The organism is Pseudomonas sp. NBRC 100443 (genome assembly GCF_030268185.1).
In the GTDB taxonomy this organism is placed as follows: domain Bacteria; phylum Pseudomonadota; class Gammaproteobacteria; order Pseudomonadales; family Pseudomonadaceae; genus Pseudomonas; species Pseudomonas citronellolis.
Genome location: NZ_BSQE01000010.1, coordinates 55,241 through 69,427, shown reverse-complemented (window position 1 = coordinate 69,427; position 14,187 = coordinate 55,241). Strand labels below are relative to the sequence as shown.

Sequence of the window (14,187 nt, the reverse complement as noted above, 5' to 3'; positions counted from 1 at the left end):
ACACGGGCAACGCACCTGCCGACCCTATGTCTTGCATCGTCGATCCCCCTCATGCTCGATGGGCGACCCAACCCTTGAAGGTGAACGCGCAATAGAAAAGGTCGATGTCCGTGAATCCAGCCTCGCGGAGCAGATCGACATCCTGCGCGGGCGAAAGCACGGGCAGCCGTTCCTTGATCGCCGCGATGCTGCCTTCGGCTTGACGCACTGGTACGCCGGAAGCAGCCGCAAACGCCGCATTGCGCGAGAGCCATCTGTCCCTGACGGGATCGTCGCCGGGAAAACTGTGATGCGTGACGACAAGGGACGCACCGGGCTTGAGTCGCAGGTGTATTTGCTGCAGCGTCTTCAGCCGCTCGGCTGGCGGCAGGAAATGCAGTGTCAGCAGGCAGGTCGCGCCATCGAAGGGCCCCTTGGGGGCGCTGTCGATATAGATGCGCGCGTCGGCCGGCGCGCGTTCGGCCAGCAGCACGCCCGCCATCCGGTGCAGGTCGCGCAGGCCCGGCACGATCCTCGCGGTTCTTTCCGCATAACCCGATACCGCCGTCGGGTCGGAGAACGACGTCATCGAGCGCGGCCTTCCGCTTGCGCTGGCTCGATCGTCTCGGGCCAAAGCAGTGATCGGTGAATCTGGGCGCCGGTCATGGCACCGTTGCCCACGGCCAGCGACACCGAATGCGGTGCCCCCGCGACATCGCCGCAGGCAAAGATCCCAGGCACCGAGGTCTTGCTCTCGGCATCCGTGCGGATCTGGATGCCCATGGGCGTTTCTTCCAGTGCACAGCCGATTGTCCTGGCCAAAGGGTCGGAGGGAACGGTTCGCGTTGCAACAAACAGGCCCGCAAAGCTCAGTCGCCTTCCGTCCACCAATGTCACGTCGGCATGCCCCTCGATTTTGTCGATGCGCGCCTCTTCGATGACCACGCCTCGGCGTTCCAAAGTGGACCTGATTTCCTCATTGAGTTCCAATGCACCGTTGACGAACAAGGTGACATCCCCCCAATCCGTGAGCAGTTCAGCCTGATGGATGGACATCGGGCTGGCACCGACGATGCCGATGCGGCCTTGTCCAAGTTCATAGCCATGGCAGTACGGGCAGTGAAAAACCGTCTTCCCCCAGCGTTGCGCGAGCCCGTCGATGGCTGGAAGCTGGTCGGTCACCCCCGTCGCCAACAGAATGCGTCGCCCCAGGTGCGACTCGCCATCAGCCGTCGTGACGGTGAATTCATCCGCCTGCCCGGCGACAGCTTCCACCCGACCTTCAAGCCAGGTCAGCGTTGGATAGGCTTGAAGCTGGCGGCGTGCGTTTGCAGCGATTTCACCTGGCGGCACACCATCCTGACCGAGAAATCCGTGTGAATGGCTGGCGAAGCGGTTGCGCCGCTGGCCCGCATCGATCACCAGCACTGACCTGCGTGCGCGCACCAGTTGCAGGGTCGCGGCCATTCCTGAGTAGCTTCCGCCGACGACGATCACATCGTGATTCATGATTGATTCCTTGAATGTCGTAAAGCCGCATGCCGGCGTGCGAAGTCAGAGGCCAGATCGGCAAGGGTGATTTCCGAGAACCGCTTCAGCAGCAGCGCCTCGGCTTCGGCAAACGTGCCTTCGAGTGCCGCATTGACCGTCTGCTCGACCAGACACTCCGGTGTCTCGTTGCGGTTGCCGATGGCAAACGTCGCCGGCTCGCCCAGGGCTTCGTGCAACTGACGCAGGGTGACGCTGCCAAGGTCGGCGTGGATACGCCATCCTCCTGAGTGACCTCGTTCGGAGGTGACGATCCCCGCTTGCCGCAGGTATCCCATCGTGCGCCGAACGACGACCGGGTTGGTTCCCAGGCATAGCGCCAAGGTTTCTGAGGTAACGGGTCCATCCTGCTCGGCCATGTGCAGCAGCGCATGCAGGACAGACGAGAGGCGGCTGTCTCTTTTCATGAAACAAATGATGTTACGAAAAAGGTCGCGTGTCAAATGCGAGGTGGCAATGAACGCCTGGCAAGTCACAACCTTGACGTACAAGAACGTTGTTGACGCCTCACCGCCATGACGGCATGGCTATTCGGCGTCGTTCTCTTCCTCGGACAGTTGCGCCTCGGTCGCGGCCATCAGTGCCGCGGCCGAGCACCCCAGCCCCTTCGCGATCCGCAGGATCAACACCAGCGTGGGCATGTGCTCGCCGCGCTCGATCTTGCCCATGTGCGACCGGGCGATGCCCGCCTGTTCCGCGAGCACCTCCTGGGCCAGCCCCTGCGCGGTCCGTGCCTCGCGCACGGCAACGCCGAAAGCGCGCGCTGGCTCGCTTTCATAGGTTCTTGTCCCTGCGGGTCTGCCGCGTTGCACCGATCGCTTCTGCATCGACAGAAGCGTCACGCGCCAAGCGAATTTAAACCACGTTAAACTTATCTCATCAACCGGTCGCGCCCGGTTTTTTCCAGTGTCGGCGTTGTACAGGTGACACGATGATCGCTTCCGAGCCCTTGAACATTGCCCTGTCGGACTGCCTGGCCTATCCCCGGTTGTCGGTGCCGATGGCGGAACATCGCCGGCGCCATCCGGACCACCCCATTCGCCTTCATAAAGAACGCCTGGAGGACCTGCATCGAGGACTGCTCGCGGGGGCTTTCGAGGCGGGCCTCTGCCAGTCGCCCGCAGCCCCTGAAGGCATCGATGTCCGCCCCGTCTGGCGCGATGCGCTGGCACTGGCCGTGTCTGCCCATCACCCCTTGCTGGCCTTCGCGTCAGTGTCCCTGGAGCAGGCCGCCGACCACCCTTGGATCGCCCTGGATGCCCGCGACTGTGTGGGCTACTGCGGGCAGATCGACACGCTGCTGACGGCGGCCGGCGTTTTCCCCTCGGACGTCACGACGGCCACATCGTTCGGGTTGATGATGACCCTGGTGGCCGCCGGCTACGGCGTCTGCCTGGCACCCGCCGCCCGCATCGAGGGCCATCGTTCCCTTGGCGTTGTCCAGCGTCCCTTGCAAGAGGGCGCGCTGACGCTCACCACCTACTTCCTGAGCCGTCGAAATACGGACAGCACCCACCTGGAGCGGTTCTTCCAATCGCTCCAGGCAAGCGCCTGACCGAACTTCGGCGCGACCCTGGCTTGATCAGTCTCCGGGCGTCGCTTCGGCGACATCGGCAGCGACTGCTTCGCGCACCAGCCGCTGCACGCTTTGCCGGACCTGCTCAGGAAACTCGGTCGTCACGACTGGCTCGCTCGCCTGCATGCACTGTGCGGCCACCAGCCGCGCGGCAAGGTGCAGGTTCGTTGGGTTGACGGCTTCGATGGCCGGCCGTGTCCCGAGGGCCTCATATGAGCGCAGGAGAGCGTGGTAGATGTCCCAGGTGTCGATGCCCCGTGGCAGTTGCTTCAGGACGGACTGGACCAGCCTGCGCTTGAGCGGATCGAGTTGCCAGTCTGGCACTCGCTGCCCGCGATGCCCCATGTGGATCGACAGCAGGTTGCCGGCCTGGATCTCGTAGGTGATCCAGCGGCGCGACTTGCCCGCGAGCCTGGCGTAGTCCGCCACCGAGAGGTTGTGCGGCGCCTCGAAGATCTCCAGCACCTGCAGGCGTTCACGCTGCGCGTCCGACAGGCGCGGCCGTGCGTACTCGGGCATGCGCACGGCCGACAGCCGCTGCACCGATGCCGGCGCTTCGGGTTTGTCGGGCGCCGGCGCGGTCACGATCAGCTGCGGCGCGGTGAGGTCGAGCACCGGCGGCTGCACCGTCGCCTGGCCGGCAATGGTCGGCAGGCCCTGAAGCGTGATGGTCAGATGCCGGCTGGCAACCTCGACCTCATTCTGCTCAAACAGGTCCAGGCGATCGGCCCAGTCCTGCATCATGACGCGGCGCTGCTCGACGTATTCGGCATGGTTGTAGGTCGCGCTGATCCTGTCTGGATCGGCATGCGAAAGCTGGGCGTCCACCCATTTCTTCGGGTAGCCGAGTTCGTTCAACGCCGTCGAGATAGTTGCCCGGATGCCGTGCCCCGTGAGTTGGTCCTCGTAGCCCATGCGCTTGAGCGCGGCGTTGAGCGTGTTCTCGCTGATCGGGTTCTTCAGGCACCAGTCGCCGGGAATGAGATGAACCTGGGCCGGCTTGAAGTTGTCGAGCAGGTGGCGAACGATCTCCTGCGCCTGCACCGACAGCGGCACGATGTAGGGCGGGATGTCGATGATGCGCTTGCGCTTCTTCCTGGTGAGCAGCTTTCGCTGCTTGAGCCTGGCCACGGGGATGATCCACAGGCCCCGGTCGAGGTCGAACTGATCGGGCGTGGCGAAGCGCAGTTCGCCAGTGCGCACACCGGTGAGCATCAACAGCCGCAAGCCCAACTGCGTGTTCAGGCGCCCGCGGTACTTGCGCAGCGTCTGCAGCATGGCCGGCAGCTCGTGCATGCGCAGGAACGGGTTGTGTTCGACCGGCGGCAAAGGCAACGCGACCACTTCCAGGTCCCTGGACGGGTTCTCGCCCATGTTGGGGATCGCCACCGTGGCGTAGGTGAACAACTGGGTGAACCAGGTCCGCAGCTTCTCGGCCACCGACAGCGAGCCGCGCTTTTCCACCTTGCCGATGATGTCCAGCAGGTGCGCACGGGTGATCTCGTAGATGGTCAGGTGCCGCAGCGACGGAAACACGTCCTTCTTGAAGACGCGCCCGATCTGCTCCAGGCTGGTCTGCCGTCCTTCCTCCAGCGAGAGACGGCGATGAGCCAACCATTGCTCGTAGACGGCCATGAAGGTGTGTTCGCCGGCCAGGACGATCGCGTGCCGCTTGCGCTTGCGTTCGCTGTGGGGATTGACGCCCTTGGCGAGCAGCGAGCGGGCTTCATCGCGAAGTGCGCGGGCGTCCTTCAGCGAGAGCGCTGGATACGTGCCGAAGGACATGCGGTCGCGCTTGCCGCCCCACGAGAAGCGGAAGTGCCACGCCTTTGCACCGGTGGCTGAAACAAAGAGCGAAAGGCCGTCTGCGTCGGCCAGGGTGTACGGCTTGCCGGTCGCCTTGGCCTGGCGAACCGTGAGGTCCGAAAGCATGATCCCAACTCCTTGAAAGCGAGTTGAGTGCCATGTTTCCCATTGGGCCCCGGCTCCCCCAGCAACAATGCGGAACTGGGAAGCTCCGCATTGCGATGTACCACCTAATGTACCGGTTTTGACCGACTGTCAGTGGATTTCGCTGGACGTCACTGGATCGAAGATTCCGAAAAAATCGAACCGTGACAATGACTTGCAACACTCCATGGACGTCCTTGGAACACCATGGAAAGCTGAAGTGGAGCGGGCGAAGGGAATCGAACCCTCGTCATGAGCTTGGGAAGCTCAGGTAATGCCATTATACGACGCCCGCTTGGGGGTGCCTTTTTACCAGAAGGCGCGGGCGGAGTGAAGCCTTGGGGCTGCACTTCGGGGCATTCGCCGATTCGGCTGTGCCGGGGGATGCCAAATGCCAGCATCGGCGGTATCTTCCGCTCCCATCGATTTCCCGCTGGGTTCAAGGCGAGGCAGGTTCATGGGCAATACCCTGGTGCGCGTGGCCGTGTTCGGCCTTTCGGTGCTGTGTTCGACGGCGGCGTTCGCGCGGGTCGAGGTTGCGCCGGTGCAGAACAAGTCGCTGGGGCTCACCCTGGCGGTGCGCGTCACCGAGGACATCGCGCCGGGGGACTACGAGCGCCTGCTGCAGGGGCTGAAGCGCAACCCCGGCAAGTTCGCCCGCAAGATCGCCCTGCTCGATTCCATCGGCGGCAGCCTGGGCGAGGCCATCAAGATGGGCCGGCTGCTGCGCGAGGCCGGGTTCGATACCTGGGTGCCGCGCAACAGCGTGTGCCAGGGCACCTGCGTCTACCTGCTGGCCGCCGGGCATGCGCGCCGGGTGCGCGGCTATGTCGGCCTGCACCGTCCCTACTTCCCCGGCGGCGATTCCTGGCTGGCCGATGGCGCCAGCCGCTACAGCCCTGCCGCCTATCTGCGCGAGATGGATGTGCCCGTCGCCCTGCTGGAGGACATGGCGGCCATCGAGCCGGGGCGCATGCGCGTGCTTTCCGCGCAGGACCTCGCGCGTTACCGGCTCGATTGAGCCACCTGGCACGACGGTACGCCTTGTAACAGCCCGCGCCGGGATTCCGTCGCCGCGCCCGCCTGCCCTCCTCCCGCCCCTTGGCGCCAGGCTAGAGCCGCCGGGGCCTGCGCCCCGGGAATGGCCGGGCGCCATTATCGGGAATGGTTCTTGCTGTCGATCCGTGCGGAAGACCCAACTTACGCACGGATAGAAGAAAATCGGAGCAACCTGCATGTTCAAGACCTTCGGCAAGACCCTGCTCGCCGTGACTCTGGCGGGCGCTGTGGCTGGTATGGCGCAGGCGGACAATAAAGTGCTGCACGTTTACAACTGGTCCGACTACATCGCCCCTGACACGGTCGACAAGTTCACCAAGGCCACCGGCATCAAGGTCGTCTACGACGTCTACGACAGCAACGAAGTGCTGGAAGCCAAGCTGCTGGCCGGCAAGTCCGGCTACGACGTGGTGGTGCCGTCGAACAACTTCCTCGCCAAGCAGATCAAGGCCGGCGTCTACATGCCGCTGGACAGGTCCAAGCTGCCGAACTGGAAGAACCTCAACCCGGACCTGATGAAGACCCTCGAGATCAGCGACCCGGGCAACAAGTTCGCCATCCCCTACATGTGGGGCACCATCGGCCTGGGCTACAACCCGGACAAGGTCAAGGCCGTGCTCGGCGACAACGCCCCGGTGGATTCCTGGGACCTGGTGTTCAAGCCCGAGAACATCCAGAAGCTCAAGCAGTGCGGCGTGAGCTTCCTCGACTCGCCCACCGAGATGCTGCCGGCGGCCCTGCACTACCTGGGCTACAAGCCCGACAGCAATGATCCGAAGGAGATCAAGGCGGCCACCGCGCTGTACCAGAAGATCCGTCCGTACATCACCTACTTCCATTCCTCCAAGTACATCTCGGACCTGGCCAACGGCAACATCTGCGTCGCCGTCGGCTACTCGGGCGACGTCTACCAGGCCAAGGCCCGCGCCGCGGAAGCGAAGAACAACGTCCACGTGCTCTACAACATTCCGAAGGAAGGCGCCGGCGCCTTCTTCGACACCGTGGCCATTCCGAAGGACGCCGAGAACCCCGAAGGCGCGCTGCAGTGGGTCAACTTCCTGCTCGAGCCGCAGGTGATCGCCGAGATCAGCAACGTCACCTCCTTCCCCAACGGCAACGCTGCCGCCACCGCGCTGGTGAACGAGGAAATCCGCAACGACCCGGGCATCTATCCGAAGGAAGAGGTGATGAAGAAGCTGTACGCCTTCCCGGACCTGCCGGCCAACACCCAGCGCCTGATGACCCGCAGCTGGACCACCATCAAGACCGGCAAGTAAGCCGCACCCGGGAGATAACGCACCAGGACGGTGCAATGGCAAGAAAAACGCCCCCTTTTCGCCCAGCGAGAGGGGGCGTCTCGCTTTCCGCTTCCCGCCCGGCGGCGCTGCCTTCCGTCGTCCGCGGGCTCGAATTCCCATCGTACTCCAGGCATGATGGCGTCGAGACATCACTGCATTTTCCCGCGCAACGGAAGCCATCGGTCGGGCCGGGCAACCGCACCGCCATGGACCGAGGCGCCAGCGCGCCGGGCCGGCGCGTGCCTGCGCCCGCCCCCGCCGCACCGTCCCGGGGCGCACCCAGGAGCCCAGGCATGACCGCCTACCCCGACACCAACCCGCCACCGCTGCCCGAGCGCCCCGCCGAGGACTACCTGGCCGAGCGCGTCGCCACGCTGTTCTCCACCAGCCCGTCCACCGCGGTGGGCAACGTGTTCTCCGGCACCATGGTGTTCGGCGTCTACCATGCCAGCGCGCCCCTGCTCGGGCGCTGCCTTTGGCTCGCCGTGCTGGTGCTGCTGATGAGCGTGCGCCTGGGCCTGGTGTACGCCTGGCGGCGCAACCCGCAGCGCCTGGCGCCGCAGACCTGGGCGCGCCTGACCATGCTGCAGTGCGGCGCCGTGGGGCTGGCCTGGGGCATCGGCGCCATCTGGCTGATGAGCTACGGCACGCCCTACGAGGACGTGATCTACGGCTGCATCGCCCTGGCCTCGGTGATGGTGGCCATGAGCAACGTGTCCTACTGGCCGGCGCACCTGGCCTTCCACGTGCCCATGTTCTTCTTCCTGGGCATCGCCTATTTCCGCGACCCCGAGCCCCAGGCGACCTTCCTGGCGGTCTCCGCCTGGGTGGTCTGCCCGTTCATCGCGGAAATGGGCCGGCGCCTGCAGATCCGCTTCAACGAGGCGCTCAAGCTGGCCTGGGAACACCAGGTGCTGGCGCACAAGTACGCGCTGGCCAACCAGGAGCTGGCGGTGCTCAGCCGCACCGACGACCTCACCCGCATCGCCAACAAGCGCCACCTGGACGAGACGCTCAAGCGCGAATGGCACCGCTGCGCGCGGCACGCCGAGCCGCTTAGCGTGCTGATGCTGGATATCGACCACTTCAAGCTCTACAACGATGGCTACGGCCACCTCGCCGGCGACGTCGGCATCCGCCGCGTGGCCGAGGCCATCCGCGACAACGTGCGCGAGCACTGCGACTTCGTCGCGCGCTTCGGCGGCGAGGAGTTCACCGTGGTCATGCCCGGCGCCGACCTGGCCAGCGCCTGCGCCATCGGCGAGCGCATCCGCGCCGCCGTCGAGGCCCTGCAACTGCCCCACGCCTGGGCCGCCCGCGGCCACCTGACGGTGAGCATCGGCGTGGCCTCCACCGCCCAGGGCCCGGTGGCCAGCCAGGAAGCCCTGGTGGGCAACGCCGACGTGGCCCTGTACGCCGCCAAGCACGGCGGGCGCAACCGGGTGGAAGCCTTCAGCGGCGACCCGGCCAAGGCGCCGCTGCCGCCCGGCAAGGTCGAACTGCCCGGCTGACCGGCCGGGCCGCCCCCGCAGGAAAGCTTTAGACGCGGCGCCCGCTCAAGGGCGCGGCCGGCGCGTGCCCGGCGATCTTCCGTGAAAATGTTCAGTATAATTTTCACGAAAAGGCCTGATCCGTAAAAAATAATGGACCGATATTTATCGAATTAAATAAAAAACCATTTAAATACAGAGACTTGAAAACGAAATCGCCATGAATTTCGGCCATTATTTTTAACGATCGAAAGCGAAATTGTTTGACATATTTTACGGCTCTGGCAGGCTGGTGGGCAGGCTTCGACCGTTTGCGGGCGCTTCCAGCCCCGCTACGGCAGTGCTCGGAGCCCCAGGTAGCGCCCTCCCGGCCGCGCCTGCACATAAACGACAGGCCGAGCCTGTCCCAAGGTGACATATGTCCAACAGCAACATTGGCAATAACAATCAGAAACTCCGCAAGCCCGTCGTCCTGATGTCCATGGGCGCCCAGGAACGCAAGGGCCACGACTATCAGGTGATGACCCACAAGTACATCACCCCGATCAGCGACATCGCCGGTTGCGTGCCGGTCCTGGTGCCGACCTGCTGCGGTACCGACGATCTCGAGCAGTACCTCGACATGGCCGACGGCGTCTACCTCACCGGCGCCGGCAGCAACATCGATCCGGCCCTCTACGGCCAGGAAAACGAAACCCCCGGCAAGGCCCAGGACAAGCAGCGCGACCTCTTCGACCTGCCCCTGATCAAGGCCGCCATCGCCCGTGGCCTGCCGATCTTCGGCATCTGCCGCGGCATGCAGGAAATCAACGTGGCGCTGGGCGGCGACATTTACCAGAAGGTCTACGCCGAGCCCGGCTTCAACGACCACCGGGAAAACCCCGAAGACCCGGTCGAGGTGCAATACGCCCCGGCGCACAGCGTGCGCGTGGCGCAGAACACCTGGCTGCACAAGCTGCTGCAGACCGACTCGATCCAGGTCAACTCGCTGCACGGCCAGGGCCTGAAGAACCTCGGCAAGGGCCTGGAGCCCATCGCCCACGCCGAAGACGGCCTGGTCGAGGCGATCCACGCGCCGAGCCTGTCGCCCTTCCTCTTCGCGGTGCAGTGGCACCCGGAATGGCAGGCGCTGAAGAACCCCGATTCGGTGAAGATCTTCCAGGCCTTCGGCGACGCGTGCCGCCAGCAGGTCAAGAAGAAACAGGCCCGCTACGGCAACGCTGCCTGAGCGGGTGCCGAAAGGCGCTGATGAAAAAGCCGCTCCTCCTCATGGGGGAGCGGCTTTTTCGTTTGTGCGGCGTTCGGGCCACTGCAGAGGCTGGCAGTTGCCTGCGCGTCCGCGATAGCCGGTGATATCGGCGTGATTCGCGGATGAGCGAGCATGGCTTTTCGTAGGATGGTGTTGAGCGAAGCGATACCCATCACCACCGCATGGGTTTCGCCAAGGCTCAACCCATCCGTTGAGGCGCGCTTCGGCGCAGCCGCCAAGACAGTTGCGCCTACGTTGCAGGCGAGCGCGGCTTTTCGTAGGAGCGAGGGGGCGCCTGGTCCTTGCTCGCGAATGGAGTTTGCCGGTGGCGTGAAGTGCCAGGCTCAAGAACACCCTCTCCCCAACCCTCTCCCGCAAGCGGGAGAGGGGGCTGTCCTGAGCGGCCTGGAGGTCAGGCACCATCCTTCCCCTTCGCCACTCTCGCGAACGCTGGGATAGACAGGCGTTTCAGGCTGACTCTGGATTCACCACTCACGCCGAACGGCCCCCTCTCCCTCCGGGAGAGGACTGGGGTGAGGGAACGGAGTCAACCGATACACCGCAGTCGCAAGGCACCCTTCGCGAGCAAGCTCGCTCCTACCCTCACCATTCCCGCGAACGCTGGGATAGACAGGCATTTCAGGCTGACTCTGGATTCACCACTCACGCCAAACGGCCCCCTCTCCCTCCGGGAGAGGGCTGGGGTGAGGGAACGGAGGCAACCGATACACCGCAACCGCCAGGAGGTTCGCGAGCAAGCTCGCTCCTACACTCCCATCATCACTGCGACGTCCCCGCCGCCGGGAACACCCGCTGAATCCGGTCGGCCAGCGCCAACGCCCGCTCGCTCTTGGTGAACAGCAACAGATAGTCATGATCGGACTTGGCCGCCGGGGCGATGCGGTACTCCAGCGGCCCCTGCACCACCTGCTGGCCCACCGGCACGCGGAAGGTGGCCACGCATTCGAGCACGCCGCTGTCCGGGTCCTTCTCGAGGATGGCCGCGTCGCGCAGCTCCACGTCCTTGAGCAGGTCGCCGCGGCCGGACAGCGGGCCGTCGGTGAACACCTTCACCAACTGGTCGCGCATGTCCTTGCTGGCGCACACTTCCGCTTCCTTGCCGCCGCAGGCGCCGAGCAGCACCGCGACACCGATCATTGGCAACAGCTTGTAGTTCATCATTCACCCATGGCGTGACTTGGTGGGAGTTTGAGTCAGCGCTAAGGGAAAAATTCCCATACCTCAGCGCTTTCCGTAATCCGTCCCACGCAGCGCGAAGCGCGCAGCCAGCCGCCGCGGCAGCCCCCAGTCGCGCTGCATACCCGCCGCGGCCAGGAGGATGGCCGCCACGCCCAGCCACTGCGCGAGGCCCAGGCGGTGGCCGAACACCACCCAGTCCACCAGGATCGCCGCCACCGGGTAGATGAACGACAGCGCGCCGGTCAGCGCCGTCGGCAGTTTCTGAATGGCGCCGTAGAGCAGCACGTACATCAGCCCGGTGTGGACGATGCCGAGGGTGGCCAGGCAGGCCCAGGCCGACGGCTGCTGCGGCAGCGCCGAGAGGTTGGCCAGGGGCGCCAGCAGCAACACGCCGCTGCATACCTGCACCAGCGCGATCAGGTGCGGCGGCACCGCCTGCAGGCGCTTGACGATCAGCGCGGCGAAGGCATACAGCAGCGCCGCGCCCAGGGCCAGGGCGATGCCGCCCAGGTAGTCGCTGCCCGGCCCGCCGCTGCCATGGGCGCTGACGATGGCCAGCATGCCGGCGAAGGACAGCGCCAGCCAGCCGAGCTTGCGCGCGCTGAGCTTCTCGCCGAGGAACACCGCGGCCAGCAGCACCAGCATGAAGGGCTGGGTGTTGTACACCGCGGTGCCAATGGCGATGGACGCCCGCGAATAGGAGGCGAACAGCAGCACCCAGTTGCCGACGATGGCCACCCCGCTGAGCAGCGCCAGGCCGAAGGCGGCAAGGCTCAGCACGCCCGGGCGCAGCAGGCCGAGCAGGGCGCAGGCCAGCAGCAAGGTGGCGGCGCCGAACACGCAGCGCCAGAACACCACGTCCAGCACCGGCTGGCCGGACACCAGCACCAGCCAACCGATGGTGCCGCAGATCAGCATGGCCGCGGTCATCTCCAGGGTGCCGCGTTGAAGGGACTTGTCCATGGGGCTTCCTCCTGCAAGGTGTGCCTACAGCATGACAAGGCGCCACCCTGTCCTTCCATCGCAAACGCAAGGCACTCTCGAAATACTGCCTTTACTATCAAGGCATCTGCCCACAATCACCTAACGAGCCGAAGATGACCGACGAAATCGACCAGTTGCTGATCGCCGCCCTGATGGAAGACTCGCGCCTGTCGCTCAAGGCCCTGGCCCAGGTCAGCGGCCTCTCCGCGCCCAGCGTCGGCGAACGCCTGCGCAAGCTGGAGGACCGCGGGGTGATCCGCGGCTACACCCTGGAGGTGGACCCGAAGGCCTTCGGCTACCTGCTCCAGGCCATCGTCCGCGTGCGCCCGCTGCCCGGCCGGCTGCACGAGGTGGAACGGCAGATCCAGGCCATCCCCGAGTTCACCGAGTGCGACAAGATCACCGGCGACGACTGCTTCGTCGCCCGCCTGTGCGTGCGCGACATGGAGCAGCTGGACACCCTGCTCGACCGCCTCAACGCCTACGCCGAGACCAGCACCGCCATCGTCAAGAAGACCCCGGTCAAGCGCCGCCTGCCGCCCATGGCCTGAGGCGGGCGCCAGCAGCAATAGGCAAGAATGCGGCAGCATCGAGCGCCGTCCTTCCAGGGCGCGGCGCCCATACTGGTGGCGTCCGCCGTTGCGCGAGGCAGCGGCGCCTTCCCTGCCCCCTCCCGAGGATTGCTCGCCATGCGCTACAGAAAGTTCGGCAACACCGGTCTGTTCGTCTCGGAACTCTGCCTGGGCACCATGACCTTCGGCGGCGAAGGCCAGCTGTGGAGCCAGATCGGCAAGCTGCAGCAGGCCGAGGCCGAGCAGCTGGTCGGCGCGGCCCTGGCGGCCGGCATCAACTTCATCGACACCGCCGACGTGTATTCCGAGGGCCGCTCCGAGGTCATCACCGGCCAGGCCCTGAAGAACCTCGGCGTGCCCCGCGAGGACGTGGTGATCGCCACCAAGGTGTTCGGCGAGACCGGCACCCGCGGCGCCAACTCCCGCGGCCTGTCGCGCTACCACATCGCCGGCGGCGTGCAGGCCAGCCTGGAGCGCCTGCAGCTGGACCACATCGACCTCTACCAGGTGCACGGCTTCGACCCGGCCACGCCGATCGAGGAAACCCTGCGCGCCCTCGACGACTTGGTGCGCCAGGGCCTGGTGCGCTACGTCGGCGTCTCCAACTGGGCGGCCTGGCAGATCATGAAGGCCCTGGGCATCGCCGAGCGCCTGGGCCTGGCCCGCTTCGAGTCGCTGCAGGCCTACTACAGCATCGCCGGCCGCGACCTGGAGCGCGAACTGGTGCCGCTGCTGCGCAGCGAGAAGGTCGGTCTGATGGTCTGGAGCCCCCTGGCCGGCGGCCTGCTCAGCGGCAAGTACGGCCGCGGCGGCGAGGCCGAGGCCGGCAGCCGACGCACCCAGTTCGACTTCCCGCCGGTGAACCGCGAACGCGCCTACGACTGCATCGACGCCATGCGCGGCATCGCCGAAGCCAAGGGCGTATCGGTGGCGCAGGTGGCCCTGGCCTGGCTGCTGCATCAGGAGGCGGTGACCAGCGTGATCATCGGCGCCAAGCGCCTGGAGCAATTGGAGGACAACATCGCCGCCACCCAGGTCGAGCTGAGCGCCGAAGAACTGGCCACCCTCGACCAGGTCAGCGCGCTGCCGGCCGAGTACCCCGGCTGGATGCTCGAACGCCAGGGCGAGTACCGCCGCGGCCAGTTGGGCGGGCGCTAAGCAGGCGCTCTGCGCGCGATTCGCAGGCAGGGCCCCGGCCACCCCGGCGCCCTGCCCCGGCCTACCGCTCATGCGGAAATCCTGAGCATTCGCCGCCGTCGTCAGTCGCATCCATCAGGCAGGC

14 protein-coding genes and 1 tRNA gene are annotated in these 14,187 nt (G+C 65.6%); 7 read left to right on the top strand and 8 right to left on the bottom strand.

Annotation, left to right across the window (positions count from 1 at the left end; all coding sequences use genetic code 11):
- Positions 1-49 precede the first annotated feature (49 nt).
- The 4 genes from QSJ95_RS15055 to QSJ95_RS15040 form a co-directional block, all read right to left on the bottom strand.
- Entirely contained in the window at positions 50-568 is a 519-nt protein-coding gene (locus QSJ95_RS15055; protein WP_006489022.1) for a class I SAM-dependent methyltransferase, read from the bottom strand.
- Positions 565-1,488, bottom strand: coding sequence for an NAD(P)/FAD-dependent oxidoreductase (locus tag QSJ95_RS15050; RefSeq protein ID WP_285643347.1), 924 nt, complete (start codon positions 1,486-1,488; stop codon positions 565-567). The genes QSJ95_RS15055 and QSJ95_RS15050 overlap by 4 nt, the downstream gene beginning before the upstream one ends.
- On the bottom strand, positions 1,485-1,934 hold the full coding sequence (locus tag QSJ95_RS15045; protein ID WP_009618094.1) for an Rrf2 family transcriptional regulator: 450 nt from the start codon (positions 1,932-1,934) through the stop codon (positions 1,485-1,487). The genes QSJ95_RS15050 and QSJ95_RS15045 overlap by 4 nt, the downstream gene beginning before the upstream one ends.
- Positions 1,935-2,054: 120 nt before the next feature.
- A complete protein-coding gene (locus QSJ95_RS15040) occupies positions 2,055-2,354 on the bottom strand; it encodes a helix-turn-helix domain-containing protein (RefSeq protein WP_009618091.1) in 300 nt (99 codons plus the stop codon).
- Between the two features lie 104 nt (positions 2,355-2,458).
- Here QSJ95_RS15040 and QSJ95_RS15035 point away from each other — a divergent pair, with 104 nt between their 5' ends.
- Positions 2,459-3,082, top strand: a complete 624-nt coding sequence (locus QSJ95_RS15035) for a LysR family substrate-binding domain-containing protein (protein ID WP_006489045.1) — start codon at positions 2,459-2,461, stop codon at positions 3,080-3,082.
- 27 nt (positions 3,083-3,109) lie between these two features.
- Here the strand turns inward: QSJ95_RS15035 and QSJ95_RS15030 are convergent, their stop codons facing one another.
- On the bottom strand, positions 3,110-5,038 hold the full coding sequence (locus tag QSJ95_RS15030; RefSeq protein ID WP_024128183.1) for an integrase arm-type DNA-binding domain-containing protein: 1,929 nt from the start codon (positions 5,036-5,038) through the stop codon (positions 3,110-3,112).
- Between the two features lie 236 nt (positions 5,039-5,274).
- Positions 5,275-5,348: transfer RNA gene (locus QSJ95_RS15025), tRNA-Gly, on the bottom strand.
- 162 nt (positions 5,349-5,510) lie between these two features.
- Here QSJ95_RS15025 and QSJ95_RS15020 point away from each other — a divergent pair.
- The 4 genes from QSJ95_RS15020 to QSJ95_RS15005 all read left to right on the top strand — a co-directional run bounded on the left by QSJ95_RS15020 (position 5,511) and on the right by QSJ95_RS15005 (position 10,128).
- Positions 5,511-6,074, top strand: a complete 564-nt coding sequence (locus QSJ95_RS15020; RefSeq protein ID WP_285643333.1) for a COG3904 family protein — start codon at positions 5,511-5,513, stop codon at positions 6,072-6,074.
- A gap of 214 nt (positions 6,075-6,288) precedes the next feature.
- A complete protein-coding gene (locus QSJ95_RS15015; protein WP_009618079.1) occupies positions 6,289-7,389 on the top strand; it encodes a polyamine ABC transporter substrate-binding protein in 1,101 nt (366 codons plus the stop codon).
- 314 nt (positions 7,390-7,703) lie between these two features.
- The gene (locus tag QSJ95_RS15010; protein WP_009618077.1) at positions 7,704-8,921 is read left to right on the top strand and encodes a GGDEF domain-containing protein; all 1,218 of its coding nucleotides are present in this window, start codon (positions 7,704-7,706) and stop codon (positions 8,919-8,921) included.
- 397 nt (positions 8,922-9,318) lie between these two features.
- On the top strand, positions 9,319-10,128 hold the full coding sequence (locus QSJ95_RS15005) for a gamma-glutamyl-gamma-aminobutyrate hydrolase family protein (RefSeq protein WP_285643329.1): 810 nt from the start codon (positions 9,319-9,321) through the stop codon (positions 10,126-10,128).
- 801 nt (positions 10,129-10,929) lie between these two features.
- Here the strand turns inward: QSJ95_RS15005 and QSJ95_RS15000 are convergent.
- Together QSJ95_RS15000 and QSJ95_RS14995 are read right to left on the bottom strand one after the other, a co-directional pair.
- Positions 10,930-11,331, bottom strand: a complete 402-nt coding sequence (locus QSJ95_RS15000; protein WP_009618073.1) for a hypothetical protein — start codon at positions 11,329-11,331, stop codon at positions 10,930-10,932.
- A gap of 60 nt (positions 11,332-11,391) precedes the next feature.
- On the bottom strand, positions 11,392-12,312 hold the full coding sequence (locus tag QSJ95_RS14995) for a DMT family transporter (protein ID WP_061560826.1): 921 nt from the start codon (positions 12,310-12,312) through the stop codon (positions 11,392-11,394).
- 134 nt (positions 12,313-12,446) lie between these two features.
- Here QSJ95_RS14995 and QSJ95_RS14990 point away from each other — a divergent pair, with 134 nt between their 5' ends.
- The gene (locus QSJ95_RS14990) at positions 12,447-12,884 is read left to right on the top strand and encodes an Lrp/AsnC family transcriptional regulator (RefSeq protein ID WP_009618069.1); all 438 of its coding nucleotides are present in this window, start codon (positions 12,447-12,449) and stop codon (positions 12,882-12,884) included.
- Between the two features lie 138 nt (positions 12,885-13,022).
- Positions 13,023-14,063 carry an aldo/keto reductase gene (locus QSJ95_RS14985; RefSeq protein ID WP_064582140.1) on the top strand — a complete coding sequence of 347 codons (1,041 nt, stop codon included), beginning with the start codon at positions 13,023-13,025 and terminating at the stop codon, positions 14,061-14,063.
- Positions 14,064-14,187 lie beyond the last annotated feature (124 nt).

Bases quoted from the DNA above. Each gene is read 5' to 3' on its own strand.
- QSJ95_RS15015 (WP_009618079.1), top strand. From the start codon at position 6,289: ATGTTCAAGACCTTCGGCAAGACCCTGCTCGCCGTGACTCTGGCGGGC.
- QSJ95_RS15005 (WP_285643329.1), top strand. From the start codon at position 9,319: ATGTCCAACAGCAACATTGGCAATAACAATCAGAAACTCCGCAAGCCC.
- QSJ95_RS15045 (WP_009618094.1), bottom strand. From the start codon at position 1,934: ATGAAAAGAGACAGCCGCCTCTCGTCTGTCCTGCATGCGCTGCTGCAC.
- QSJ95_RS14990 (WP_009618069.1), top strand. From the start codon at position 12,447: ATGACCGACGAAATCGACCAGTTGCTGATCGCCGCCCTGATGGAAGAC.
- QSJ95_RS14995 (WP_061560826.1), bottom strand. From the start codon at position 12,312: ATGGACAAGTCCCTTCAACGCGGCACCCTGGAGATGACCGCGGCCATG.
- QSJ95_RS15055 (WP_006489022.1), bottom strand. From the start codon at position 568: ATGACGTCGTTCTCCGACCCGACGGCGGTATCGGGTTATGCGGAAAGA.
- QSJ95_RS15010 (WP_009618077.1), top strand. From the start codon at position 7,704: ATGACCGCCTACCCCGACACCAACCCGCCACCGCTGCCCGAGCGCCCC.
- QSJ95_RS15000 (WP_009618073.1), bottom strand. From the start codon at position 11,331: ATGATGAACTACAAGCTGTTGCCAATGATCGGTGTCGCGGTGCTGCTC.
- QSJ95_RS14985 (WP_064582140.1), top strand. From the start codon at position 13,023: ATGCGCTACAGAAAGTTCGGCAACACCGGTCTGTTCGTCTCGGAACTC.
- QSJ95_RS15050 (WP_285643347.1), bottom strand. From the start codon at position 1,488: ATGAATCACGATGTGATCGTCGTCGGCGGAAGCTACTCAGGAATGGCC.
- QSJ95_RS15020 (WP_285643333.1), top strand. From the start codon at position 5,511: ATGGGCAATACCCTGGTGCGCGTGGCCGTGTTCGGCCTTTCGGTGCTG.
- QSJ95_RS15040 (WP_009618091.1), bottom strand. From the start codon at position 2,354: ATGCAGAAGCGATCGGTGCAACGCGGCAGACCCGCAGGGACAAGAACC.
- QSJ95_RS15035 (WP_006489045.1), top strand. From the start codon at position 2,459: ATGATCGCTTCCGAGCCCTTGAACATTGCCCTGTCGGACTGCCTGGCC.